This is a genomic window from Myxococcus sp. AM011 (assembly GCF_013372595.1).
In the GTDB taxonomy this organism is placed as follows: Bacteria; Myxococcota; Myxococcia; order Myxococcales; family Myxococcaceae; genus Myxococcus; species Myxococcus eversor.
Window position 1 is genome coordinate 1 of the sequence record NZ_JABXEM010000159.1, and the last position, 26,174, is coordinate 26,174.

General features: G+C 69.9%; 18 protein-coding genes. 12 read left to right on the plus strand and 6 right to left on the minus strand.

Going from position 1 to position 26,174, the window contains the following annotated elements; genetic code table 11:
• Nucleotides 1-280 precede the first annotated feature (280 nt).
• Complete coding sequence (locus HUW62_RS28930) at nt 281-1,030, plus strand: 1-acyl-sn-glycerol-3-phosphate acyltransferase (RefSeq protein ID WP_176436235.1); 750 nt, start codon at nt 281-283, stop codon at nt 1,028-1,030.
• Nucleotides 1,031-1,068: 38 nt separating this feature from the next.
• Nucleotides 1,069-2,742, plus strand: coding sequence for an amidase (locus HUW62_RS28935; protein ID WP_176436236.1), 1,674 nt, complete (start codon nt 1,069-1,071; stop codon nt 2,740-2,742).
• A gap of 237 nt (nt 2,743-2,979) precedes the next feature.
• On the opposite strand, the gene HUW62_RS28940 is transcribed toward HUW62_RS28935, so the two are convergent.
• Nucleotides 2,980-4,707, minus strand: coding sequence for a HEAT repeat domain-containing protein (locus HUW62_RS28940; protein ID WP_176436237.1), 1,728 nt, complete (start codon nt 4,705-4,707; stop codon nt 2,980-2,982).
• A gap of 139 nt (nt 4,708-4,846) precedes the next feature.
• On the opposite strand from HUW62_RS28940, the gene HUW62_RS28945 reads away from it, so the two are divergent.
• Nucleotides 4,847-8,029, plus strand: a complete 3,183-nt coding sequence (locus tag HUW62_RS28945; RefSeq protein WP_176436238.1) for a serine/threonine-protein kinase — start codon at nt 4,847-4,849, stop codon at nt 8,027-8,029.
• A 139-nt stretch (nt 8,030-8,168) separates the two neighbouring features.
• On the opposite strand, the gene HUW62_RS28950 is transcribed toward HUW62_RS28945, so the two are convergent.
• The gene (locus tag HUW62_RS28950; RefSeq protein ID WP_176436239.1) at nt 8,169-9,494 is read right to left on the minus strand and encodes an ADYC domain-containing protein; all 1,326 of its coding nucleotides are present in this window, start codon (nt 9,492-9,494) and stop codon (nt 8,169-8,171) included.
• Nucleotides 9,495-9,806: 312 nt separating this feature from the next.
• On the opposite strand from HUW62_RS28950, the gene HUW62_RS28955 reads away from it, so the two are divergent.
• Both HUW62_RS28955 and HUW62_RS28960 read left to right on the plus strand, forming a co-directional pair.
• Complete coding sequence (locus HUW62_RS28955; RefSeq protein WP_368670499.1) at nt 9,807-11,060, plus strand: sigma 54-interacting transcriptional regulator; 1,254 nt, start codon at nt 9,807-9,809, stop codon at nt 11,058-11,060.
• 264 nt (nt 11,061-11,324) lie between these two features.
• Nucleotides 11,325-12,755 (plus strand): glycoside hydrolase family 6 protein, encoded by a 1,431-nt coding sequence (locus HUW62_RS28960; RefSeq protein WP_176436241.1) that lies wholly within the window; start codon nt 11,325-11,327, stop codon nt 12,753-12,755.
• Between the two features lie 50 nt (nt 12,756-12,805).
• Here HUW62_RS28960 and HUW62_RS28965 read toward each other — a convergent pair whose 3' ends face one another.
• Nucleotides 12,806-13,264 carry a YaiI/YqxD family protein gene (locus tag HUW62_RS28965; protein WP_163871087.1) on the minus strand — a complete coding sequence of 153 codons (459 nt, stop codon included), beginning with the start codon at nt 13,262-13,264 and terminating at the stop codon, nt 12,806-12,808.
• Between the two features lie 169 nt (nt 13,265-13,433).
• On the opposite strand from HUW62_RS28965, the gene HUW62_RS28970 reads away from it, so the two are divergent.
• Nucleotides 13,434-15,092, plus strand: coding sequence for a M14 family metallopeptidase (locus tag HUW62_RS28970; protein ID WP_176436242.1), 1,659 nt, complete (start codon nt 13,434-13,436; stop codon nt 15,090-15,092).
• 25 nt (nt 15,093-15,117) lie between these two features.
• Here the strand turns inward: HUW62_RS28970 and HUW62_RS28975 are convergent, their stop codons facing one another.
• Nucleotides 15,118-15,354, minus strand: a complete 237-nt coding sequence (locus tag HUW62_RS28975) for a hypothetical protein (protein ID WP_176436243.1) — start codon at nt 15,352-15,354, stop codon at nt 15,118-15,120.
• 199 nt (nt 15,355-15,553) lie between these two features.
• Between HUW62_RS28975 and HUW62_RS28980 the strand changes: the two genes are divergently transcribed.
• The 4 genes from HUW62_RS28980 (at nt 15,554) to HUW62_RS28995 (ending at nt 20,066) form a co-directional block, all read left to right on the plus strand.
• A complete protein-coding gene (locus tag HUW62_RS28980) occupies nt 15,554-16,948 on the plus strand; it encodes a HEAT repeat domain-containing protein (RefSeq protein WP_176436244.1) in 1,395 nt (464 codons plus the stop codon).
• Between the two features lie 96 nt (nt 16,949-17,044).
• Entirely contained in the window at nt 17,045-18,175 is a 1,131-nt protein-coding gene (locus HUW62_RS28985; protein ID WP_176436251.1) for a sensor histidine kinase, read from the plus strand.
• Complete coding sequence (locus HUW62_RS28990) at nt 18,172-18,990, plus strand: LytTR family DNA-binding domain-containing protein (RefSeq protein ID WP_176436245.1); 819 nt, start codon at nt 18,172-18,174, stop codon at nt 18,988-18,990. The genes HUW62_RS28985 and HUW62_RS28990 overlap by 4 nt, the downstream gene beginning before the upstream one ends.
• Before the next feature lie 146 nt (nt 18,991-19,136).
• Nucleotides 19,137-20,066, plus strand: coding sequence for a PD40 domain-containing protein (locus HUW62_RS28995; protein ID WP_176436246.1), 930 nt, complete (start codon nt 19,137-19,139; stop codon nt 20,064-20,066).
• 61 nt (nt 20,067-20,127) lie between these two features.
• Here HUW62_RS28995 and HUW62_RS29000 read toward each other — a convergent pair whose 3' ends face one another.
• A complete protein-coding gene (locus HUW62_RS29000; protein WP_176436247.1) occupies nt 20,128-22,092 on the minus strand; it encodes a hypothetical protein in 1,965 nt (654 codons plus the stop codon).
• Between the two features lie 444 nt (nt 22,093-22,536).
• Here HUW62_RS29000 and HUW62_RS29005 point away from each other — a divergent pair, with 444 nt between their 5' ends.
• Both HUW62_RS29005 and HUW62_RS29010 read left to right on the plus strand, forming a co-directional pair.
• Nucleotides 22,537-24,030, plus strand: a complete 1,494-nt coding sequence (locus HUW62_RS29005) for a hypothetical protein (protein ID WP_176436248.1) — start codon at nt 22,537-22,539, stop codon at nt 24,028-24,030.
• Between the two features lie 63 nt (nt 24,031-24,093).
• Nucleotides 24,094-25,455, plus strand: coding sequence for a TAXI family TRAP transporter solute-binding subunit (locus HUW62_RS29010; RefSeq protein ID WP_176436249.1), 1,362 nt, complete (start codon nt 24,094-24,096; stop codon nt 25,453-25,455).
• On the opposite strand, the gene HUW62_RS29015 is transcribed toward HUW62_RS29010, so the two are convergent.
• A complete protein-coding gene (locus HUW62_RS29015; RefSeq protein WP_176436250.1) occupies nt 25,391-26,062 on the minus strand; it encodes an RNA polymerase sigma factor in 672 nt (223 codons plus the stop codon). The two genes, HUW62_RS29010 and HUW62_RS29015, sit on opposite strands and share 65 nt — an antisense overlap.
• Nucleotides 26,063-26,174: the final 112 nt, after the last annotated feature.

Below are 26,174 nucleotides of genomic sequence, written 5' to 3' on the forward strand. Positions count from 1 at the left end.
GGGCGCGTGGGGAGGGGGCTGCCCTCGGGTGGCAGCGCGCCCAGCTCCAGGAGCACGTCGCGCAGCAACTCCAGGCGTTGTTCTTCATCGGGGCCTAGCGGTTGGGTCCGCTGTCTTCCGAGCAGGGCCTTGTACTCCTCGAGCGCGTTGACGCGTGGACTTCCCATGGGGCCCCCCTGCCTGCCTGGATTTCCCCACAGCCTGCCATGTCAACGCGAGGTCACGCGAGAGGTCCGCTTCCACCCTGTCGTGATGGGTACACCCTGGTATAGCGGGGCGCATGGACGTTCCCAGCGCGCTCCCTCCTCGCCCGGGTCTGCTGACGAGTCTGCTGCGCTGGGGAGTGGCGTGCGCCGCGATGCCTCCCTTGCTCACCCCGGCGCTCCTCCTGGGGCCCGTGAGTCCCGGTGCGTCGGACGCGCTCATGCGCGCCTGGTGCCTCTGGGCGCGGCGCGTCTTCGGCGTGGACGTGGAGGTGGTGGACCACAACGCGGGCCGGTACGACGACGCGGCATACGTCTTCCTTCAACTGAACCAGACCAGCCTGGGCGAGACGTTCGTGACTCCCCCGGCGCTTCCAAGACCCTCGCTCATCTTCATGAACCTGGGGTTCGCGCTGTTGCCCTTCGCGGGGTGGGTGCCGGTGGCGCAGGGCTCCACGGTGGTGGTGCGGCGGTGGCACGCGCAGGCGCGTCGCGCGGTGGACCGGGCCCAGGAGGCGCTGCGGCGGGGCGCCAGCTATTACATGTCCATCGAGGGACGGCGCAGCCCCGACGGCTCGCTGGGGCCCTACAAGAAGGGCGCGGCGGTGCTCGCGATTGGCGCGGGGGCCACCATCGTCCCCATGGTGTTCCATGGCGTGCGCGCGGTGCTCCCGCATGGCGAGTGGCGCGTGAGTCCGGGACGCGTCCGTGTCGAGCTCCTGCCCGCGATTCGCACAGAGGGCCTGCGCTACGAGGACCGGGATGCGCTCGTCGAGCGACTGAGGGAACTCGCGGAGGCGCACGGGTTGGGTCGTCCTCCGGGTTGAGGCGCGCGCGTCAGGGCTCGCCCGAGTAGGCTGGGCGCATGGCCTACCAACGCAACCCGGTGAAGGCGCCCCGCGTGTCGGGGCTGGCGCTCAAGGCATTCGTCAACACCCTGGAGAGTGGGGTTGGCGGGCCCGTGCTGGAGAAGCTGGTGCGGGACAGTGGCATCACCGCGTGGCGCGAGCTGCCCGCGGGGGACGCGCCGCCGCTCCAGTTTCCGCTGCCGCACGGCGCCCCCGCCACGCAAGCCCAGTCCCCTCAAGAGCAGGCCGCGCGCGCCATCGCCGCGCAGGCCGTGACGCCGGAGCGCGAGACGGTGGGCTCGTTCGCGCGCGCCTATCGAGAGGGCGGCGTGGACCCCGTCGCCGTGGCGCGGCGGTTGAACGAGGCCATCGACCGGCTGGAGCGCGGCGAGGGGCGGATGGGCTGGTTCATCGCGCGCAAGCCGGACGAGGTGCTCCGCGCCGCCGAGGCCTCCGCCGAGCGCCTGCGCGCCGGACGTCCGCTGAGCGTGCTGGACGGCGTGCCCGTGGTGCTCAAGGACGAAGTGGACCTGGCGGGCTTCCCCACGACGCTGGGCACGCGGTTCCGCAACGAGGTGACCACGGTGGACTCCACGGTGGCCGCGCGCCTGCGGGCCGCGGGGGCGCTCCTCCTGGGCAAGGCCAACATGAACGAGATTGGCATCAACCCCATCGGGTTGAATCCGCACCACGGCGCCGCGCGCAACCCGTGGAACCGGGGACACATCACCGGAGGGAGCTCCAGCGGCTCGGCGGCCGTCGTCGCCGCGGGGCTGTGTCCGCTGAGCATCGGCGCGGACGGTGGAGGCTCCATCCGAATCCCGGCGGCGCTGTGCGGCATCGTCGGCCTCAAGGCGACGTGGGGCCGCATCCCCGAGACGGGCGTGCCGCCGCTGTGCTGGAACGTGGGCCACGTCGGGCCCATGGGGCTCACAGTCGACGACGTCGCGGCGATGTATGCGCTCCTGGCCGGGCCCGACGGCAAGGACCTGGTCGCCCAGACGCAGCCGCCGCATCACCTGTCCGGTTACGAGCGCGCGGACCTGACGGGAGTGCGACTGGGCATCTGCTGGCCCTATTTCGAGGATGCCTCGCCGGACGTGGTGGCGCGCTGCAAGGAAGCGGTGCGCGCCCTCACCGACGCGGGCGCGACGGTGGTGGAGATACCCGCGCCGGACTTGAACACGGTGCTGTGGACGCACAGCTGCATCATCCTGAGCGAGATGGCCGAGTCGATGCTGCCGCACTCGCGTGCCCATTCGGCGGACTTCGGGCTCGACTCGCGCACCAACCTGGCCATCGGCCGGCACTTCCGCGCCACGGACCTGATTCATGCGTTGCGCCACCGCCACCGGCTGACGCGTGAGCTCCTGGCTGTCATGGCGGGCGTGGACGTCATCGTCACGCCGTCGACGGCCACCACCGCGCCGCTCATTCCGGAGGGGACGCTGCCGGATGGCGAGTCCAACCTGCCCGTGGTGGACGCGCTGATGCGCTTCGTGCGCGAGGGGAACCTGACGGGCTTCCCGGCGCTGTCCGTCCCGGCCGGCTTCGACCGCGCGGGGCTGCCGGTGGGCGTCCAGCTCATGGGGCGCCCGTATGAGGAGCACCTGCTCCTGCGCCTGGGCCGCGTGGTGGAGCGTGCGACGGCGGCGCGCACTCCCACCATCCACGTCACTGCCTTGCGTTGAGTTTGAGCGAGGGCCTCGCGTACCCGCCTCGCTCCGTGGCTTGGGCGAGGTGGCGCGCCGGGTGAGTGAGCGGTCTCCGCACCGCCGCGCGTTGAGCTTGGGCGAGGTGGCACGCCGGGTGAGTGAGCGTTGCTCCGCACCGACTCGTGCTGAGCTTGAGCGCGGCGGCGTGCCGGGTGAGTGAGCGTTGCTCCGCACCGCCGCGCGCTGAGCTTGGGCGCGGCGGTGTGCCGCGTGCTACTTCGCGGGCCTGGCGCGTCGGCTCTCCCGGGTCGACATCTCCAGGGTTCCGTCGGCGGTGACGATGATGTCGCCGCCCTCGCAGGAGACGAACAGCCGGCCGTCTTCCATCATCCCGGCGACCTTGGGCGCGCTGGGCAGCGTTCGCCAGGGCTCGGTGACGTAGGTGTCCGCCTTGGAAACGATTCGGTAGAGCATTCCGCGATGGCTGGAGAGGTGGGCCAGCCCCGTGACGGCGACGAGCGTGTCACCGATGCGATGGATGGACCGGACGTTCTCCTTCAGCAGCATCGTGGTGGTGCCCTTCGCCGTCTGATGGACCAGCTCGCCTCCCCACTCGCCCCGGTCCGAGCCCAGCAGGTGTCCGTTGGCGACACGCAAGCCGCAGCCCGCCCCCAGCTTCTGGATGGACGCGCGTCTGTCCTCGCGGGCCGGCATCTTCACCGTGTACGACAGTGGCTTGAGGGCTTCGGCGGAGAGCTCATCGCTTCCCGGAACGAAGGGCGGATCGACGGCGTCGCCCGGCTCGTATTCCGAGTACCGGTAGGCGAGGAACTCCGAGGGGAAGTGCGTCTGCTCGGTATACATGGCCTCGCCCCGGATGACCTTGATGGCGTGCAGCGCCGCCTGGCGCACGTAGGGATACCAGTGCGTCTTCGCGACCCGCTCGAGCGGGTCGATGGCTCGCGCGTCCTTGAACCTTCCGAGCGCCTCGATTGAAACGAAGACCCGCTGCCAGTCCTTCGTGTCCTCGAGCAGGGAGATGAGCAGTTCGGTCGCCTCCGTGTACCGGAGGTAACCCATGGCGCGAACCGCCGCGACGCGAATCTCCCAGTTGGCGTGGGACTGCAGCTCGACGAGGACCGCACCGGCCCCGCGTCCGTTCTCACGGAGCGCCGCCAGCTCCCGCAGCAGGGGGATGCCAGGCGCGGTGCGCAGGTGCTGGGCGAAGAGCGCCGCCTTCAGCTCGGGGACGATGTTCGTGAGCGCCGCGCCGACGTCGTTGCTCAGGCGGGGCGTCTTGGCGCGAAGTTGCTCCAGCCGTGGCGCCACGGGTTGGGCCCGAAAGCCCAGACACCCCACCAGCCGTACCGCGTGGCCGCGGTTCTTGATGTGGAGCTTCGGCGCCTCCGCCACGGCCAGGAGCGGCTCGATGGCGGTAGTACCCGCGTCCTGCTCCATCTCCCGCAGAATCTGGCAGGCACTGTCGACGAACGCCGGCTTCCGGGGACTGGCGTCGCGCAGCGACTCCACGAGCGCGAGGGCTCCCTTTCCTCCCGCCATGACGAGAGCGCCGGAGAGCTGACTCTGGGAGGAGGGATATTCATGGAGGGTCTCCACGAGCACCTCCAGTGCGCGCGGTGTCCCCACGCGGCCCACGGCCCGTTCAATCCACGACGTGCCCAACTGCCAACCTTCGACGAGCGCGTCCAGGTGCTCATCGGTGAGCCCATCGATTTCGGACAGGGTGTAGGCCGCCAGCTCCCTCACGGCTTCCTTTTCGCTGGTGAGCATGGCGAGCAGCGGAGGAATGGCGGTGGCTCCATAGGCCTGGAGGGCCGTGGCCATGGCCTGCTCCTCCTTGTCCATTCCCGGCTCGTCGTCCGAGCCCGCGACCTCCGGGAAGCGCTCCAGGAGGTCCGCGAGCGGCTCGCGTGCGCCAGGCGCTGGTGTGGTGCCGAGGGCCAGCGTGGTGGTGAAGGCGATGATGAGGGCGACGCTCAAGTCCAGACCTCCGAGCCTCGCGAAAGGGTGCCAGGCGCGCCGCGAGGGGCGATGGCAGCCTACACCCGGAGCATGACGCTGGAGGGGCGGGAAGGGAGCGACTGGCCCGAGCGCCGCATGAGCCGGTTAGCATGGCGCCATGTCGGAACGGGGAGACGCGGGGCGCCGGGCAGGGGACGACGGGCCCACGATGGACGGTAGCGAGGCGCGGGAGGAGCACCGCGCGCACGCTCCAGTCCTGGGGACGGCGGAGACGTTGATGGGCGAGCGCTTCGACTCGTTGGAGCTGCTGGGGCGCGGGGGGATGGGAGAGGTCTACAAGGCGAGGGACCGGCGGCTGGGTCGCTTCGTGGCGCTCAAGTTCGTGCGGGACGCGGACCCGGACCGGACGATGCGCTTCCTCCAGGAGGCTCGTGCGCAGGCGCGCATCGTCCATCCCCATGTCTGCCGGGTGTACGAGGTGGGCCGCGTGGGGACGCGGGACTTCATCGCGATGCAGCTCGTGGAGGGCACCCGGCTGGACAGCGTGGCGCCCGACATGACGCTGGCCGAGAAGGTCCAGGTGATGCGGGAGGTCGCTTCGGCGATGCACGAGGCGCATCGGCTGGGTGTCATCCACCGGGACCTCAAGCCCGCCAACATCCTGGTGGAGCGGCAGGAGGCCCGGCACTGGTTCCCGGTGGTGATGGACTTCGGACTGGCCCATGACGCGGACCTGGAGCAGGGCCTCACGAGGACGGGCGCGGTGCTCGGCACGCCGTCGTACATGGCGCCCGAGCAGGCGCGTGGAGACCGGACTGGCGTCGACCGGCGCACGGATGTCTACGGGCTGGGCGCCACGCTGTACGAGCTGTTGACGGGCGTGCCGCCATTCCGGGACAGCACGTCCGTGGGCACGCTGCACCAGGTGCTGCACGAGGACGTGGTTCCTCCGCGCCTGCGCGTGCAGGAGGTGGCGGGAGATTTGGAGACCATCGTCCTGACGTGTCTCAACAAGGACCCGGCGCGCCGGTATCCCTCGGCGCGCGCGCTGGCGGAGGACCTGGACCGGTACCTGGATGGGGAGCCCATCCTCGCGCGGCGGCCCGGGCTCGTCGCGCGGTGGCTGCGGCGGGCGCGCAAGCACCGGGCGCTCGTCGTCGTCTCCGCCGTGTCGTTGGTGAGCGTGCTCGTCGTGTCCTCCCTCGGCGTGCGTTCGTGGAGTCAGTCCGAGGGCCGCGCCCGCCTGGCGGAGCACCTGGGGCAACAGGTGAAGGACGTGGAGTGGCTGATGCGCGCGGCCTTGATGGCGCCGCTGCATGACACGCGTCCGGAGCAGCGGCTCGTGCGTGAGCGGATGGCTCAGCTCGCGTCGGCACCACATTCGCTGGGGGTACATGGCGAGTCGCTGGTGCACTACGCGCGGGGGCGCGGTCATCTGGCGATGGGAGAGCTGGAGCAGGCCCGCGAGGAACTGACTCACGCGGCGGGGTTGGGGCTGGATTCTCCCGAGCTGAACCTGGCGCTGGGGAAGACGCTGGGGGGCCTGTACCTGCTCGCGATGGAGACGGCGCGACGACGGGGCGGGCCCGAGTGGATGGCCGAGCATGCGCGGACGCTGGACGCGGACCTCCTCAAGCCCGCCCTCCGCGCACTGGAGCGGGGGCAGGGCGCGGCGGGGGAGTCGCCCCGGCTCCTGGCGGGATGGATGGCATTCTATCGCCAGGAACTGGATGTGGCGGAGGCCGCCGCGTCGGAGGCGGAGGCTGAGACTCCGTGGCTGCTGGAGCCTCGGATGCTCGCGGCGGATGTGGCTCATGCGCGGGCCATGGAGCGGCTGGGGCGTGGAGACCACGAGGCCGCGCGCTCGGACTTCCTGGAGGCGACACGTCGGTACGAGCAGGCGCTGGAGCTGGCGCGCAGCGATGCGCGAGGCCACGAGGCGCTCGCGGAAGCCTGGCTCCAACTGGCGGACCTGGACCGGAAGCAGGGACGCTCGCGCAAGGACTCGTTGGAGCGGGCGCTGGCCGCGTGTGAGCAGGCGCTCGTCGCGTCGCCCTCGCGTGCGTCCGCGCACACGAAGCGTGCCCTGGTGTTGATGAATGCCTATCGCGCGGCGACTCCCCAGGATGGGAAGGAAGAGCCGAAGCGGCTGCTGGGAGAAGCCATTGCTTCCGCCTCGCGTGCCATTGAACTGGAGCCCCGGGATGTCCTCGCGTACGACACGTTGGGCTTCAGTCTCTTCCTGCGAGGACTGCTGGTCGCGCGCGAGGGCGGAGACCCTGGAGCGTCGTGGGACGAGGCCATGGCTCAGCTCACCCGGGCGCTGGAGCTGGAGCCGGCCTACCCCTGGGGACACAATGACCTGGCGCTCGTGCACCGCTGGAAGGGCAACCATCAGCGTGAGCACGGTCTGGACCCTCGCCCCGAATACGAGGCCGCGGGGAAGCACCTGCGGCTCGCGCTGCGCACGGACCCCCGGTACCTCTTCGCTCACTCGAACCTGGCGGAGCTGCACAACGCGCTGGCGACGTATGCGTTGTCACGAGGCGAGGACCCGGGCCCGGACGTGGAGCGGGCCTTGGAAGCAGGGCAGGGCGCGCTCGCGTTGGATGGTCGTTTCTACTCGGCGCTGAACGAGGTGGCGCTGGCCGAGCTGACCCGCGCCTCGTACCTCATCGACCTGGGAGGCGACGCGAGTCCCGCGCTGACGCGGGCGCTCGAGGCGCTCGGCCGCTCACTGCGCATCAACGCGACGTCGGGGCGCACCCACTTCCATGTCGCGGCGGTGCACTTGTCGCGGGCGGCCCAGGCGGTGCGCGATGGGCAGTCTCCCGCGACTGCGCTGGAGGAGGGGCGCCGGGCCCTGGAGGAGGCGCTGCGCCTGGATTCGCGTTGCGCGGATTGCCGCGTGGTGGGCTCGCGGCTGGCGCTCGTGGAGGCGGAGTGGGCTCGCCGAAAGGGGCGGGACGCGGTGGGGCTGCTCCAGTTCGCCCGTGATGAAGCCCGGCGCGCCGTGGCGCTCTATCCGTATCTCGAGGCCCACCTGGCACTCGCACGGGCGTCATGGAAGCTGGCGGAAGTGCAGACTCCCTCGGCGGCGCGAGTCACCGTGTCCGAGGGCCTCGGACAGGTGGAGCTGGCGATGCAGCTCGACCCGAATCAGGCACAGGCTCAGTCGCTGCGTGCCGGCTTGTTGTTGTTGGAGGCGCGGGCGAGCTCCACGCGGGCGGAAGGGGTTCGTCAGGCCAAAGCCGCGCTCGCGCGGGCCCTGGAGCTCAACCCCTTGCTTCGTCGCGAGTACGCCGGACTGGTACAGGCGCTGGAAGTCGAGAAGCCATAGTCCAGGTCCGCCGCAAGGCCTGCTCGGAGCAGTTCGTGCGAAGGGGCAGGGGCACTCCCAGTGGACAAGGTGGAGAACCTCTACGGCATTCTCCGCCTCGTCCACGCTCGCCTCCGCCGCGGTGATGTTGAAACCCGCGCTAGCGTCGAGGCGGCAAACCCGTCGAGAGCTTGGCGTTGTCCCGCCAGAGGACCTGCTGTCCCGGCGGCGCCTCACAGCGTTCGATTCGGGGGCCATGCTCCGGATGCAGGGGAATCTCCGGGTGGCGCCGGTGCTCGGGATTGAGGCAGACCGCGCCCTTGGGACTCCAGAGCGCTTCCAGGAAGTCGGTGCGCTCGATTCCATCCTCCGCGTCCCGCCCAAAGCCATACTCGTCCCGCTTGAGGATGCGAGTGCCCGTCAGCGTGTAGCTCTTGAGGTCTCCCTGGCCCACGAAATAGGCCGCGCGCTTCGCCTGGAGACAGGACCCATAGACAAACTCACGCCGGGGGTCGGCCGCTCCCGTCTGGGAGTTCCAGGGGCTGTAACCCCAATCCAGGCAGGTGACGATGGCACCGGACTCGCACCCCAGCGTGGTGACGTTGGCGTCGGCGGTGACGGCCGCATTCATGTCATCCACCACCCGGCCGGGGAGGATGCCCACCCTGCCTCGCGCAGTCCCTCCGCAGGGATTCGTCCAGGCTGGATGATTGCCATTGGGGTCTCTCAGCCGGTGTCGCACCTCGTACTTCTGGAGCCGGAACGGCGGGAGGAGCTGGTCGGCCTCCACCGGAATGAGCTGGAGCTCGAAGTACGTCTCCTCGTCCGGCACGTTCCGGAAGAGCACGTCGAACGTGAAGCCCGCGAGCGCCGCCCCCTGGAGGGTCTGGATGTCCTCCGGCTTGCTGCACTGCACGCGCGAATGACAGTAATTGACGACGAGCTGGTCCCCCTTGCCCTGGATGCTGTGAATCGCCACGAAGCTGGCCGGCCCTCCCTGCGGCGTGCGCTGGAGCTGCCCCGGCAGCACCCCCCGGATTGTCGGGGTGTAGAAGAACGTGTTCATGAGGCGGTCTCTCCCCCTGAGCACCACGTCGCCGGGACCGCGATTGACGAAGGCCTCCGGGCAGAACCGGGACTCCGTTCCCTGCTTGAAACAGAAGTCGCTCCCCTCGACGATGTAGATGCCCTGGCCGTTCGAGTTGTCCGGGATGCACTGCCCCGTCGGACACTCCATGGGCGCCAGCGGTGACGCGTCAGGCGTCAGCGGCGGACAGTCCTCGCCCCTGCACTTCGTGACGGGCAGCTTCGTCTCCGAGTCCGTCACGTACTTGTCCCCCACATCAGGCCGCTGGGGGTTCGGGTCCGGCGGGAGCTGGAGGGGCTTGAGGCAGGCGCTCGCGCCGAGGAGCGCCAGTGTCGCCAGCAGAATGGGTCCGGTGGTCCGGTAGGCTCCCCGTACGGGCGCCGTGATGTCGTCAGTCATGTTCCTCATGGTGTGGTGTCCCCCTGCTGTCTCTCGGTGCGGGCGCCCCATAGCGAGCGCCGTGCCATGGTTGAACGGGCCCCCGACATTCCCATCGTCCTCGGGAGGACGTCCTCGCCCAGGGCCCCTGGCGCTCTGGAACTGGCACAAACGCTGGCACCGTGTGCCACGGACTGGCGCGTATGATGGCACGGCATGGAACACGACGGGTCGACGCTCCGGCCAAGCGCTGATGGAGGAGGGCAGGGGGCCTCGGACGCGGCGCGCGTTCCCGGGCTGGTGCGCATCTTTGGTGGAGGCACGGCGTTGGCCGTGGCCCTCCGGATACCGCCCGAGGGCCTGGAGCTGGGACGAGGCCCCCTGCTGGGCGAGGTCCAGGACCCGAGGATGTCGCGCCGCCATGCCCAGGTCCGCTTCGATGGGAAGCACTTCCAGGCCGTCGACCTGGGAAGCCAGAACGGAACCTGGGTGGATGGGGAGCCGCTCGCTCCCGGCGCGCCTCGCGAGGTGCGCACGGTGCTGCGCATGGGGGACTCGCTCTTCGTCCCGAGCCTCGACGTGAGGCCCCTGGAGGAGCACGGCGTCGTGCTGGTGGACGGCTTCGTGCGCGGCCCGGGGGGGCGGCGGCTGCTCGCGGAGGTGGCTCGCGCGGCCGAGCTGGGCTTCTCCCTCCACATCCATGGCGAGAGCGGCGCTGGCAAGGAGGGCCTGGCGCGCGCCTTCCATCAACATGGCCCCCGGCGCGAGGGCCCCTTCGTCGCCGTCAACTGCGCCGCCATTCCCGAGGGCATCGCGGAGCGGCTCCTCTTCGGAGTCCGGCGCGGCGCGTACTCCGGCGCGGAGGCGGATGCCCTGGGGTACCTCCAGGCCGCCGATGGCGGCACGCTCTTCCTCGACGAGGTGGTGGAGTTGGACCTGTCCGTCCAGGCCAAGCTGCTGCGGGCCCTGGAGACGCGCGAGGTGCTTCCCCTGGGGGCCTCCCGGGCGAAGACGGTGGACGTGCACCTGTGCTCCGCGAGCAACAAGGACCTGCGCGCCCTGGTGGCCCGAGGGGGCCTGCGAGAGGACCTGTACTTCCGCATGGGCCGCCCGGAGGTGGTGGTGCCACCCCTGCGCCAGCGTCCCGAGGAGCTGCCCCTCCTGCTCCAGCGCGAGGCGGAGCGCGTGGCCCCGGGGCTCGGGCTCCACGTCTCCCTGGTGGAGCAGTGTCTCCTGCGGCCCTGGCCGGGAAACATCCGCGAGTTGCTGGTGGAACTGCGTGGCGCCATCCAGGGCGCGCAGCTCCAAGGGGCCACCCGTGTGGAGGCTCGACACCTGAGCCCCACCGCGGGGACCGCCTTCGGCCCGGGGAGCGCCACGCCTCCGAGCGGCCCCGAGCCCAGGCCCGAGCCGCGCGCGGAGGCGCCCGAGCCTGATGAGCGGGCCCGACTGGAGGAGGCCCTCCGTCAGCAAGGGGGCAACGTCTCCGCGACGGCGCGCGCGCTCGGCCTGCACCGCACCCAGCTTCGTCGGCTGCTGCGCAGGCATGGGCTCGACAGCGCGGATACGACACCCGAGCCGGAGTAATGGCGCGCGCCGTGCGTGATTTCCCGCGAGGGAGTGTTCGATATTCCCTGGCGCCGCCGTCGAACGTGGATGTCTACACTCAGGATGGACGGCGCTGTTTCAGGCTGCTTGCAAATTTTGCCATTGTATTGACTGCGAGGCCCTGTGTGTACTTGAGCTGGTAAATCAGGAAAAGCCTGCCAGGATGCCGCGCCGCGCTCAAGGGCCCGCGACACGCCGGACGTCAATCCCTATCATCCGGAAGCGGGCAGGAGGAATCGTTTCGTGCAACTGCGTCGACAAGTGGGTTGGGTGCTGGTGGCGTCCCTGGTGTCCGCGTGCGGTCCCTCCGCGCGGCCCGCGCCGGAGACGGAGACCGAGGGCGTGGTGGCCTCTCCGCTCGCGGAGCTGGTCGCCAATGGCACCTTCGGCGGCGGGACGGTGGCTCCGTGGTGGAGTGGTCCCAATACGCAGTCCGTGGTGGAGAACGGACGGCTGCGCGTCAACGTCACGGGAAGCCCCGCCAATGCCTGGGACGCTCCCATGGGACAGGACAACATCGCCCTGGTGAATGGCCGGGCGTACACCCTGTCCTTCACGGCGTCCGCGTCGAAAACCGCGAGGGTGAGGGCGACGGTGCAGTTGGGGGCCGCGCCGTACACCGCGCCGCTGGACCAGTACATCACCCTGGATGGCACGCAGCGCACCTTCACGTTCCCCTTCACGTCCAACGTGGCGACGACGGTGGGACAGGTGACGTTCCAGCTCGGCGGCGTGGGCGCCTTCTCCGCCTTCCTGGACAACATCTCGCTCACCACGGAGGACGGTGGCTCCGGGCCGGTGGGAATGACGAGCGGCTTCTACGTGGACCCGAACTCCAACTCCGCCAACTGGGTGCGAAGCAACGGCGGGGACGGGCGCGCGGCGCGCATCCAGTCGTCCATCGCGAGCAAGCCGGGGGCGCGCTGGTTCGGCAACTGGAGTGGAGACATCGCCTCGGCGGTGGCCGGCTTCGTCACCGCCGCGGACGCGGCGGACAAGCTGCCGGTGCTGGTGGCCTACAACATCCCCGGGCGCGATTGCGGCAGCCACTCGGGAGGAGGCGCGGGCAGCCCCGAGGCCTATCGCGCGTGGATCTCCGGTTTCGTCACGGGCCTCGGCAGCCGCCCCGCCATCGTCATCATCGAGCCGGACGCGCTCGCCCAGCTCGACTGTCTGCCCAATGAGACGGAGCGGCAGACGCGGCTCGGCCTGTTGCGCTATGCGACGGAGCAGTTGAGGGACCGTGCCCCCAACACGTGGGCCTATATGGATGGCGGCAACGCCAACTGGATTGGCGCTGACACCACGGCGCAGCGACTGGAGTCCTCCGGGGTCCGCAACATCCGGGGCTTCGTGCTGAACGTGTCGAACTTCTTCACCACGCCCCAGTCGACGACGTTCGGAGCATCGGTGAACAGCTCGCTCAACACGCGCTACGGCTACACCAGGCCCTTCGTGGTGGACACCAGCCGCAACGGCAACGGCCACAATGGCGAGTGGTGCAACCCCGGGGGCCGCAAGCTGGGCGCGCTGTCGCAGGTGGGCGGGGGCGCGGAGATGCTCCTGTGGGTGAAGGTCCCAGGGGATTCCGATGGGAATTGCGGCATCGCTCCGTCGATTCCCGCGGGCCAGTTCAGCCCCGACATCGCCACCCGCCTCATCGACGGGATTTGAGTCCACGCCCGTCGCTCCGGGAGCGTGGCTTGCTCCCGGAGCCGGGTTGGCTAGCCTCGCTTCGGGAGCAGCCGGGACAGCTCGCGGTCCAGCGCGGCGGCGAAGCGCTGGCGGTCCTGGGCATTGAAGCCGTTCGGGCCGCCCGTGACGACGCCGCTCTCCCGCAGCTCCTGCATGAAGTTCCGTACGGAGAGCCGCTCGGCGATGTTCTCCTCGGAGAACAGCTCGCCGCGCGGGTCCAACGTCACCACGCCCCGTGGCACCAGCAGCGCCGCGAGCGGGATGTCCTGCGTGACGGCCAGGTCTCCCTTCTGCGCCGAGGTGGCGATGTGCTGGTCCGCCACGTCGAGCCCGGCGCCCACCTGCACGGTGGAGACGAACTCCGAGCGGGGCAGGTTCATCGACCGGTTGGCGACGAACACGAGAGGCACCTTGAGGCGCTGCGAGGCGCGCAGGAGGATTTCCCGGACGGGGCCCGGACAGGCATCGGCATCGACCCAGATTTTCATTCGGGCGGCATCCTCGCGTGGAATTCCCGGGCAGTGCGCTGGAATCGTCGACACGGCACGTCACTGCTCCGACGAGCGCTCACTGGAGGACGGGGTGCGCACATTCGCGGTGTGTCGTCGTGGACGAAGTGCTTGACGACGCGGGAGTGCGGCGCTCGGATGCGCGCCCATGTCCCAGCTGCTCACTCGCGCTGAATCGTCGAACTACGCCGAAACCTCGCGTCACTCCCACGTGCTCGCCTTCGTCGACGAGCTCTGCCGCCGTACGAAGCTCGCCCGACGGGTGGACTTCGGAACGAGCGGCGAGGGCCAGCCCCTGGTGGCGCTCATCGTGAGTGATCGCAACTGCTTCACACCCGAGCTGGCGCGCAAGCAGAAGAAGGTCGTCGTGCTGGTGGAGGCCAACATCCACTCCGGCGAGGTGGAGGGCAAGGAGGCGGTGCTCGCGCTCGCGCGGGATTTGACGCTGACGAAGCTGGGCGCGAAGTTGCTCGACAGGCTGTGCCTGGTCCTGGTTCCCAACTTCAACCCGGACGGCAATGACCGCATCAGCCCCAACAACCGCAAGCTCAACCTCAAGAGCCTGGAGGGGCAGGTCAACCCCGAGGGCGGCGTGGGCACGCGCTACACGGGCGAGGGGTGGAACCTCAACCGCGACAGCACGAAGCAGGAGGCGCCGGAGACGCGCGCCATGGCGAAGCTGCACCAGACGTGGTGGCCGGAGCTGTTCATCGACTGCCACACCACGGACGGCAGCATCCACGCCTTCGATTTGACGTACGACACGTCGCACTCGAACGAGCCGCTGTTCCAGGAGCTGCGCGACTACAACCGGGCCATGTTGGATCGCGTCTCCGAGGCGGTGAGCAAGCGCCACGGGTTCGAGAGCTTCTGGTACGGCAACTACCGCGAGGAGGACGTGCCCGCCTCGGGCTGGCACACGTACCCGGCGCTGCCGCGCTTCGGCAGTCACTACCGGGGGCTGCTCGGGCGGCTCGATGTGCTGCTGGAGACGTACAGCTACATCGACTTCCCGCGCCGTTGCGCGGTGACGCGGGCGTGGTTGCTGGAGCTGTTCCGCGAGGCGGCCCGGAGCGCGAAGGCGTTCCGCTCCGTCACCGAAGGCCAGCAGCAGGCCATCATCGCGCGAGGGACGACGCCCGACCTCCAGACGCAGGTGGGCATCAACTACGGCGTCGCCACGCGCGATGAGAAGGGCGCGCTGACGTTCGACTACCCGGCGTATGCGAAGGACGGAGACCTGGCGCGCATCCAGGCGTTCGACGAGAAGAGCATCGCGGAGCACCGATTCCCGGGGAAGAAGCGCCGCGTCTACCGCGTGCCGCACCAGCGGACGTTCATCCCGACGCAGGCGGTGAGCACGCCGGAGGCGTACCTGGTGCCGGCGGAGCTGGCGCCTCGGCTGGAGGGGCACGGGATTCGATTCGAGGTGCTCCCCAAGGCGCGCCACTTCCTGGTGGACAGCTACCGCATCGCCCGGCGCGAGGAGACCTTCAGCCCCGACGTGGCGGCGAACGTGCCCGCGCTCGGTGAGGCGGAGGTTCCGCTGAGCCAGAAGCCCAAGCCGGTGCGCTTCGAGACGGTGCTGACGGTGTCGCCCGAGCGGACGACGCGCGAGTTCGCCGAAGGGACGCTCTACGTGCCCACGGCGCAGCGCGCGGGCACGCTGGCCGTGTACCTGCTGGAGCCGCACTCGGACGATGGCTTCTGCCGGTGGCAGTTCCTGGACAAGCTGCTGGAGGTGGGCGGCATCTACCCCGTGCACCGGGTGGTGCGTCCCGCTCCGGCTCCGAAGAAGGCGGAGTGAAGCGGGAGGCACCGGGGCCCTGACGTCAGTTGGGGCTCCAGCAGGGGCGGCTGGTCTCCGCGACGTTGGACACGGCGCCGGTCGCATCCGTCACACGGAAGCGGACCCACTTCCTCCAGTGGGTCCCCGTGGTGGAGAGCTTGAAGAAGCACCAGTCGTCGTGCGTCGTCGACCCGGTGGTCCAGAAGGTGCTCTGGTTGCCCTGGCCGAAGTCATCGACAACCTGCCACTGATAGACGAACGGGGGCGCACCGAGGACCACGGCTTCTTCGAGTGGGTATGGCTGGACATGTCCTGAGCGCCTCCGGGTAACGGAATCCACTGAGTTGCAATTGTCCAGGCTGGGGCTCGGATGGCCGGAACTCAAGCCCGAGGCCTTTGGGGCGTTGCGTCAGAACCGTGAGGAATTGAATCCGGGGCCCGCGCCGAGCCACAGTCCGGGGTTCGAAAGGGAGGTTTCCGTGAGGAAGTCTGCCGGATTGAGTCTGTTGTTGATGATGGGCGTGGGCTGCGCGCATTCGTCTGGAACGCCGAAGGACGTGGTCTCCACCGTGGGCGCCAGGGCCTCCCAGGATCTGTCCCAGCGCGCGAGCAAGGCCTATGACGCCGAGGACTTCGCCACCTGTGCCGACCTGCGCCGACAGGCCGCGGAGGCCATGACAGACGCGGGCTTGCGCTCGGAGGGGTACTACTCCGCCGCGAGGTGCTCGGCCATGGGCGGTCGCCCCGATGACGCGCTCGCCTTCCTGAAGCGCTCGGCCGGCGAGGGCTACCTCTCCGTGGAGCAGCTCCAGTTCGACCCGGAGCTGGCCTCGCTCCGCTCGCTGCCAGGCTGGACGGAGGTGGTGTCTGCCGTCCAGGCGAACCTGGACAAGGCGGACGCTCCACCCATGCCCCTCCCCGTGCTCATGACCATCGACGTGTCACGCTCGCGTCGCGCCGATGCCGCCTCGGTCATCCAGATGCTGGGCCTGGAGGTGGGTAAGCCCGTCGTCGGCAGTCGCCATCTACTGAAGAAGCGCCAGGAGGCCCTGCGTCAGCGATTCAATCTCGCCTACGCCGAGGTGGGAATGATTGCGTTCTTCGCGGAGGACTTGAAGGGACAGGCCTTCGCCAGCGTGGACCTGGTGGACGCCGAGGATTCGCACCGCTTGAGCTTCCTCCCCACTCCCACCGGACACGTGGAGGACCCGGGGGGGCTCGTCGCGCAGTGGCTGGAGTACGACGACAAGGTGGAGCAACTGATGATCAGTGGCGGGTTGAACCCCGAGCAGCCAATGACCTGTCGCGTCGCTCACTGCACCTTCGGCTTCGGCCATCCGGAGCTCGCGCCCTACGAGCCGCGCTTCGTCGAGAAGGCGCCGGCCGCTCGGGAGTCGCTGCTGCGCGTGTTGCGAGAGGACGCCGATGCGAACCGACGCGCGGTGGTCCCCTTGGTGTTGGGCTATGCCGGCACGCCGGAGCAGGTCATCGGGTGGCTCGTGCCCTTCTTCAAGGACCCGGACTCCGGCGTGCGCAACAACGTCGTCCGCGCGGTGCTGGCCTTCCAGGAGTCGTTGGCGCGGCCTGTCGTCGACCTGTCCGTGGTCTTCGAGGTGATGACGATGCCGGGCGTGATGGACCGGAACAAGGGCACCTACCTGCTGGAGATGGTGCTCGTGAAGCTCACCCCCGACGAGCTGAAGGCCCGTCGAGCGGAGGTGCTCCAGAAGGTCGGCACCCTGCTCGTGGACATGTCCGCCTACCAGCAGCCCATCAACCGCGACCCCGCGGTGAAGGTGCTCCGGCTGCTCTCCGGCGAGGACTTCGAACGTCCCGAGCAGTGGCGGCAATGGCTGTCACGCCAGGGCCACTGAGCGCCCGCCGGGGGACGCTCCGTTCATCCCCGCACGCGAGCGGTTCGTCCCGGGCGTCATGGAAGCCATCCCCGGGGCCCGCTACCCTTGCCCATCATGCGTGACGAGGAGACGGAGAGACTCCGGGCTGGCGAGGTGCCCCCCCTGCCATCCTGGGCCGTGTGGCTGGGCGCCCTGGGCTGGTGGCTCGCGGATGCGCTCATCTCCGTGAGCCAGGTCCAGCTCCTCCAGCGCATCGGCGAGGCGAAGGTCGTCGAGGCCGAGCTGTGGCGCATGTCCCTGGCCAGCTCCCTCTTGTGGGTGCCCTTCACCGTGATGTGTCTGCGCCTGTCCGAGCGCGTCCCCCTGACGCGCCGGCGCCCGCTCCCCGCCCTGGGCTTCCACCTGGGTGCGTTGCTGCTCGTCGTGCTGGGGAGGGCGACCTTCGTCGTGCTCACCCAGGACCTCATCGGCTGGTATGAGCGAGAGCCGCACGTGCCCTACGTGCTGGCCCAGAGCGTCGTCAACAACCTGCTGCCCTTCGTGTTGCTGACGGCGGGCGCCCATGCCCTGGGTCTCGCGCGCAGGGCCCACGTGCGCCAGCGTCGCGCGGACCAGCTCCAGGCGCAGCTCGCGGAGGCGCGACTCCAGGCGCTCGCGTCGCAGCTCCGGCCGCACTTCTTGTTCAACGCGCTCAACGCCGTGGCCTCGCTGGTACACGTGGACCCGGACGCGGCGGAGCGCATGCTGGCGCGATTGGGAGACCTCCTGCGCCACAGCCTGGAGTCCCACGGGCGACAGGAGGTGACGCTGCGCGAGGAGCAGGCGGCGCTCGCGCCCTACCTGGACATCGAGCAGATCCGCTTCGGCGACCGGCTGCATGTGGCCTGGAGGCTGGCGCCCGAGGTGCTGGAGGCGCGCGTGCCCTATCTGGCCCTGCAACCCCTGGTGGAGAACGCCATCCGCCACGGCCTGGCACCGCGCGCGGAGCCGGGGCGGATTGAAATCTCCGCCGAGCGGGAAGGGGATGTGCTGCGTTTGCTCGTGCGGGACGACGGCATGGGGCCGCCCGTGGGAGGCCCGGCGCGAGGGGGCGGTGTGGGCCTGTCCAACCTGCGCGCGCGACTGGCGACGCTCTACGGGGGCCGTGCCGGGCTGGAGCTTCGGCCGGGGACACCTCGGGGCGCGGTGGTGGAGCTTCGCGTGCCGTTCGACGCGGAGCCAGAGGGGACGAGGGTGGCGGCATGAACACCGAAGCCGTGGAGTCGGGACTCCTGCGCGTGGCGCTCGCGGATGACGAGCCCCTGGCCCGCTCCCGCCTGCGCGCACTGCTGGCGGCGGAGCCGAACGTGGAGCTCGTGGCCGAGGCGACAAGCGGCGCGGAGGCGGTGCGCGCGGTGCTCCACGCGTCGCCGGACGTGCTGTTGCTGGATGTCGAGATGCCCGCGGGCGACGGCTTCGAGGTCCTCCGCGCGCTGCCTCCGGAGGCAGTCCCCGTGGTTGTCTTCGTCACCGCGTGGCAACACCACGCCGTGCGCGCCTTCGAGGCCCAGGCGCTGGACTTCCTGCTCAAGCCCTATGACAAGGAGCGCTTCCGGGCCGCGCTCGTCCGGGCTCGCGAGCAGGTGCGGCTGGTGCGACGCAGCGAGGCGGTGGTCCGTCAGGAGGCGCTCCTATCCGGGCTGGCGCTGGCGGAGGCACCGTTGCGTCGCCTGCCGGTCAAGGTCGATGGGCGCATCCGCTTCGTGGATTGCTCCGCCATCACCCACGTGGAGTCGGAGGCCAACTACGTGCGCGTCCACGTGGGCGGCGAGCAGCACGTGTTGCGCGAGACACTGACGCATCTGGAGGAGCGGTTGGATCCGCGTCGGTTCCTGCGCGTGCATCGCTCCGTGCTCATCAACCTGGACCAGGTGCGGGAGATGGAGCCGCTCTCCCAGGGCGAATACCTGCTCGTCCTCGGCCCCGGGGGCACCGCCGTGCGCACCGGGCGCAGCCATCGCGCTCGCGTGGAGTCCGCGCTCGGGCTGGGTTCCGGCTCCGGTCCGGAAGGCACACGCTGAGTCGCGTCCCCGGGCCGCTCCCGTCCATCCCGCGCGCGGCTCGCTCCATCCCCGCTTTCCGGACAGCGCCGCGCGACACGCGTACCTCCTCGGCCATGGCGGGAAGGACTTCCACTCCTCCCGCCACATCCCGAGAGGAATCCGTCATGTCATCGTCCTTCCGTCGTCTCCCGCTGGTGCTCGCGGCGCTGTCGTTGGGTGTCGCAACATCCGCCGAGGCCTTCGCGCCTCGCACGCCCGAGGTGTTCGCTCCGGGCTTCGTCTCCCTGCCCGAGCAGGAGGAGTGGCGCATCGCCTTCACGCCGGACGGCCGCACGGCCTTCTGGGGCGTGAGCCCGGGGTTCTTCCCCGAGACGCGCCAGGCCACCATCGTCTACTCCGAGCTGCGCAATGGCCGCTGGACGCAGCCTCGTCCGGCGCCGTTCTCCGGCGTGCACTCGGACATCGACCCGTTCGTCTCGCCGGATGGGCGCCGCCTGTTCTTCTCCTCCATCCGTCCCGTCAACGGCGCGCCCCGCGAAGACGTGGAGATGTGGGTCGTCGAGCGTCGCAGGGATGGCGGCTGGAGCGAGCCTCGGCACCTGGGCGCCGCGGTGCACAGCCTCGCCGACGAGCTGTACCCCAGCGTGGACGAGGACGGCACGCTGTACTTCGGCTCGGACCGCGAGGGCGGCTTCGGCGGCTGGGACGTGTGGCGCTCGCGGCTCCGCGCGGATGGGACGTACGGGCCCGCGGAGAACCTGGGGCCCGCCATCAACACCGAGCTGTGGGAGTTCAACCCGAGCATCCTCCCCGACGGCGACACCCTGCTGTTCGCCTCCATCGGCCGCCCGGAGGGCTACGGCTACGGCGACCTCTACGCGGCCTCTCGCACGTGGCGCGGCTGGCAGCCGGCCCGCAACCTGGGGCCCACGGTGAACACCGACCTGGACGAGTACCACCCGACGCTCTCGCCGGACCACCGCACGCTCTACTTCGTGCGGCACCAGTACGAGCCATTCCTTCCCAGTGAGATGTTCCACGTCAACGTGGGCCGGCTGCTCTCGGATGCCGGCTCCTGCGACGTGCGGAACTGAGGATCCGCCGCGTGCCTCCGCCCGGCGCATGGGGCCTCCGGCGGAGGCGCGAGGTCGTTGCTCAGCGCGTAGACAGGCGGAGGTTGTCCAGCGCGAGGTCGGGTTGTCCGGCGGGGAGGTCGACGATGAACGCGGTCGGCTGCGCGGCGCCGAGCTGGAAGTTCGCGCGGACGCGTCCTGCGGTCGAGTTGCAGTTCGTGCGCAGCTCCCGTCCATCGGCGGTGAGGAAGCCGCACGTCACCCCTCGCGTGTCTCGGGATGCGTCGAACTCCACCGTCCACGCGCGGCCCGAGACGAGGGCCTGTCGCGTGGCGATGAACCGCTGGCCACCTCGCAGCAGGGCCGCGAAGCGCGAGGTCGGTGTCCGCGTCCACGTGGCGGGGACAGGCGTGAGAGCCCCAGGCTCCAGGATGCCCATGCCCACGCGTTGTGAGCGGTTCTCGAAGCCATTGACCAGCGTGTCCCCGACGACGACGAGCTCCGTCACGGCGAACGCCCCCGAGCCCTCCGCCGGGGAGAGCCGCAGCGACCTCGCCCCACCGGCGCTCGCGACGAAGGTGGTGGCGACCAGTCCCGCGGCCTCGCCCGGGCGCGCGACGGGACTCGCGCCGCTCACGAGCACCTGACCGCCCAGGGTCAGCGTGACGAGTGGAGCCAGGTTCTCCTCCATCGCCCGGATGCGCACCGACACGCGATACGTCATGCCCGCGACGACCTCCGCCGAGGGCAGGGTGAGCGATTCACCCTGGCCGACGGAGAGCAGGGGCTCGTTGGGAAAGCGCGAGCGCTCCCAGGCGGTGCACGACGACGCGACACACGGCCAGGGCTTGGGAAAGGGCAGGGTGCCCGGGCTGTCGCGTCGCAACAGCCACACGTCGTGGGTGAGCCAGAGGTTGGGATTGGGGAACAAGCCCGGGGTCTTCGTGTCGCAGACATCGTCCGGGTGTTTCGACTCGACGAGCTTCCGGGTGAAGGCGAGCCGGGCATAGCCCAGTCCCGCGTCGCCGGGGGCGCGGGCGGTGCGCGCGGGGTCCTCGCAGAGGAAGTCGTAGTCGTGCGCGGAGAACACCCAGTTCGACCAGACGGCGACGGGCCCGAGCAACTCCTGGGTGCCCAGGCTCTCGTTGAGCTGTGTGATTCCGGAGCCGGAGGAGCCATGACAGCCATGCAGCTCCGTGAGCCGCGCGTCGGTGCCGAACCCCGACAGGCCCAGTGAGACGCGGGGACGCACCGGGTTCTTCCAGGGCGCGGAGAGCAGCGGCAGGAGCTGGTTTGGCCCGTAGTAGTGGTAGTTCTGGGCCGGGTCGTAGTTGATGTAGCGCGTGTAGCGCTGCCAGAGCTCGGAGCTCCGGTTGTCCGGAATCGAGTAGACCTCGTGGGCCCACGCCATGGACACGGGGACGCCCACGCCCTCCGACGCGGCCACGTCGAGGTAGTCGTGGCGGCAGCCGGGTCTCGTGTCGCCACAGTCCAGCAGCGCCGTGTCGGCGCGGGGCAACGACGCGGGGCACTGGTAGTTGCCGAACGAGTCACCGCAGCGTGCAATCACCCGGCATGGGTACGACGACGTGCTGTAGCCCGGGCCCAGGGGGCGCCGCTGGTAGCCGGGGAAGGTGCCCGACAGGCTCTCCGCGGTGGCCTCCCAGTCCACGTCCGCGGCAATCATCGGGTCATACATGCGCACCTCGAGCGGCTGGTTCTCCGGGTCCCAGACGCTGATCTGGTCCAGGCAGTGCGCGGCGGTGATGGCCCTGCGCGGGGAGATGAAGGTGACTCCACACGTGTAGCGCAGCGGCGAGCCATCCAGCCCCCGCTTCGGCGCGTGGGTGCCGGGTTGGAGGATGGGCACGAAGACGGTGCCCCGGCTGAGCTGGCTGCTGGCCGTGACGCCTCCGGGTGTCAGGGCCACGTTGTAATAGTCCTGATACGCCCGCTGGACAGGCTGGGGCTCGGCCGCGAGCGCTGCTCCCAGGATGACCAGGTGGATGCTCGTGCCGGCGAACGCGGCGCGAAGAGACGGTTCCATCGAAAGACCCCCCACTGCAGACACAGACGTGGCGAGTCCCCTCGTCACGAGGGGCCGGTGTCCCCAGCACCCCGGGCGCATCCTGCCCGCTGGGACGCGGGCGTCTGCCCTGTCGTCAGCCTCCGCGACTTTTCACGCCCCCGGCTGTTTGCGAGTAACACTCGCCACGGACCACACGTCTGGGATGGGACGGCGCGGGAGGGCAGGTCTTTCGTTCAGGTCCGTACCAAGGGTGTATCAGGACCCAATCCCCGGCTCCGGTTTCGCGCCTTCGATGTTTGCATTTGACCCGGACTCTTTGTGGATTTTGTGTCACTGAACAATGTATAAACGCGAAATCATGGGAGTACTTGCCAGCCCGTGAATCCGGTGTGGTGCCGGAGTGCTCATCCCTGGCAGGGGGGCGCGGCCGTCCGCGCGGGTGTGAGAACTCGAATGCAATGCATGGTTGAGAAGCGCCAGCTTGACTGGCGAAGGATGCTCGTGTGCGCGGTGGTCGCCCTGGCGGCCGGCTGTGACAACACGGAACTTGAGACCCGGCCTCCGGAGCTGGACCTGGCGGAACCGGTGCAGGTGGACCCGACGCGGCATCCGGAGCGCCGCGGCATTGGTGCCATGGCGCTGCCACCCGCGGGTCCCTCGGCGATGGTCGTCACGGTGGACCCTCGCTCGTCGCTCCTCATCACCGACGACGCCATCGTGAGGAACTTCCCGCTCCTGCGGGTGATGACGCAGTTGGTGACGCAGTCCGGTGTCCCGGGGCTGACGCCGCTGGCCCTCTTCCAGGACTGGTGGCGCACGGCGCTGCCGCCCAACTGTGGGCCGCTCTTCAACGGCTTCCAGTATCAGTGCCCTCGCATCGAGGGGAACCAGTCCACCGTCAATCCCTTCATCAACCCGGGAGTGAATCCCGACGAGTACATCCCGCTGGCGCTCGTCAACCGCTTCGACCTGGCGCCGGCGTCGGGCGTGGACTGCGGTGAGTACCGCATCATCTACGGCAAGCGCTCCGGCATCCCCGGGGGTGGCAATCGCAACCTCCTCATCTTCGAGGCGGTGCTGCCCAACCCCAATCCCGCGCTGGGCCTCAATGGCTGTGCGCCGGTGGCCAACTTCTGGGCCTCGTTGACGGGCGCGCCGCTCACCACCCGCATTACCGGGCTGCAGAACTTCTACTTCACGGGCATGCCGGGCTTCATGCCGGTGGTCCACATGGACAACTACGGCAACCGGACGACGGGCGTGCCGACCGGCCAGGTGCGCACCAACCAGTTCATCCAGCCGCCGTGGACGCTGCGGGAGTTCAGCGTGCGGCGGACGATGTGCGGCGCCACGCCGTGCCAGTTGAACTTCCGGCCGGTGACGGTGAAGGTGAACCCGGGTGGCACGCTGTTCGACCCCCTCTCCGCGCACCCGCTGTCGGGGCCGTTCCAGAACGCGGTGTTCCCGGCGGAGGTGCCGGCGCTGGCCGTCAACGACATCAACCTGTTCAACAACACCATTCCCGACATGTTCAACAGCGGCCAGAGCAACTCGCAGGGCCCGGAGAACGACTACCGCTTCCAGTTCGGCCCCGCCCCCAGCGTCTTCCGCAACAACATCCAGAACGAGCTGTTCCTGCTGGGCAGTCCGCTGCTGCCCCAGGAAATCGTGGAGCGCTCGCTGGCGCTGTCCTGCGCGGGCTGCCACGAGCTGAGCAACGGGGCGAACCTGGGCGGTGGCCTCGTCTGGCCTCCTTCCGCGGGCTTCGTCCATGTGGGTGAGCAGTTCGACCCGGCGCCGGGCCCCTTCGGCCCGCGCTTCCGCATCTCCCCGGCGCTGAACGCCGTCTTCCTGCCGCACCGCAAGGCCGTCCTGGAGACGTTCCTCAACTCCTCGTGCGGGGATGCCATCTGCCAGCCGTGGGAGACGCCCGCCTCCTGCCCGGCTGACTGCTAGCCGTCCTCCAGACAGGCAGTCATGGGAGTGGGCGCGGAGAGCTGCGTATACTCCGCGCCCACCATGACGGCGGACTCCCTCAAGCAACAACTGCGGCGCACCCTGCGACGAGACCTCTGGCTCACGCTCGCGCCCGCGGTGCTCCTCATCGGCCTCGCGTTCGCCGCTGCCTTCTATTTCATCGAGCCCGCGCCCCCGAAGAAGCTGGTGCTGGCCCTTTCTCCCGACGAGGGCGGCTTCCGCTACTACGCGCGGAAGTACCAGGACGTCCTCAAGAAGCACGGCGTCACCCTGGAGTTGCGCACGACGAAGGGCTCCCTTGAAAACGTGGAGCTGCTCGCGGACGGGGCCTCCGGCGTCGACGTGGCCTTCGTGCAGAGCGGCACCGTGGGCGGCGAGAAGGCCACGAGCGTCGTCTCCCTGGGCAGCGTCTCCTACGTCCCCCTCTGGGTCTTCTACCGGGGCGAGCCCTTGGAGGACGTGCGCCAGTTGAAGGGGCGGCGCATCGCGGTGGGGCCGGAGGGCAGCGGCACGCGCGCGCTCGCCGTCACGCTGCTGAAGGCCAACGGCATCGACGAGGCGCCCACGGAGTTGCTGCCGTTGGAGCGCGAGGCCGCCACCGAGCAGCTCAAGCAGGGACTCATCGACGCGGCGTTCCTCATCTCGCCCGCGGAGTCGCCCGCCATCCAGAAGCTGGCGGCGGTGCCCGGGGTGAGTCTGCTCAGCTTCGCGCGCGGAGAGGCTTATGCGCGCCGCTTCCCGTATCTGACCCGGCTGGTGCTGCCTCGGGGCGTGTTCAACCTCGCCTCGGACATCCCCGCGCGGGACGTGGTGGTGCTCGCGCCGACGGCGAACCTCGTCGCGCGCGATTCGCTGCACCCCGCGCTCTCCTATCTCCTCATGCGCGCGGCCAGCGAAGTCCACGGCAGCGCGGGCCTGCTCGACGGCCCCAACGAGTTCCCCGCGCCGCGAGAGACGGGCTTCGCCCTCAGCAGCGAGGCCCAGCGCTACTACGAGGCGGGAATCCCCCTGCTCCAGCGCTACCTGCCGTTCTGGGCGGCGAACCTGGTGGACCGGCTGTGGGTGATGCTGGTGCCCATCATCGCCGTGGTGGTGCCGCTGTTCCGCGCCGTCCCCGCGCTCTACCAGTGGCGCATCCGCCAGCGCATCGTCCGCTGGTACGCGCGGCTGAAGGAGATTGAAATCCAGCTCGACGAGAACCCCGAGCGGGAGATGCTCGAGGACATGCTCAAGCGGCTGGAGGAGGCCGAGCGCGAGGTCAACCGCATCCCCATGCCGCTGGCCTACGCGGAGAACCTCTACTTCTTCCGTGAGCACATCGAGGTCGTCCGCCGCCGCCTCATCCGTCGGCTCGGCGGTGGGCGGGAAGGGGCGGACGCGCACGCTCACGCCGCCAACGCGTAGTCGGTTCCCGTCGCGCGCGCGGAGCCCGGTGGGGAGGCGGAGTCTGCTCCGCGCCCCCGCGTGTGGGAGGCTCCGGCTCCGAGCCTCGCGTGGAGGAGCCGAGCGCCACGCGCAGCACCTGATAGGCCCGCAGCAGCCGGCGCCGGGTATTCACGTGGGTGATGCCCAGCTCCTCCGCCATCGTCCTGCCGTCCAGCTCCCGCTCGAAGCGCAGCAGGCAGGCCCGCCGCAGCGGCTCCGGCAGGTGGTGGACGTGGCGCCACAGGAGCCGCGACTGCTCCTGCTCCAGGAGGAGCTGCTCCGGAGAGGGGACGTGCGCCAGGGGCTCGCGCGCCGAGGCGGCCTCGTCCTCCTCCCGAGGGGCCTCGTCCGAGAGTCGGGCCCGGGAGCGGTGCAGGTCCACGCAGGCGTTGTGGACGATGCGCGTCAGCCACGCCTCCGGGTTTCGCAGCCGCCGGACCTCCCGGGGCCAGGCCTCGGCGGCTCGCAGCATCGCGGTGCCCAGGGCGTCCTCCGCGTCGGCCTGGTGGCCACCGAGGTGGCGCAGGCTCTTCGCGAGGAGCCGCGAGTGGTGGCACAACCACATCTCCCAGAATCCGGTCGACATCGCTTCGATGAGGGCGCTCACAGGTGGCCATCCCCTCCGTGGCACTCCCCTAGAGCAACCGCTGTGCCGGCTCTCGCCCCCTCGGAGGACGGAGCTTCGTCGTCGGGCGCGG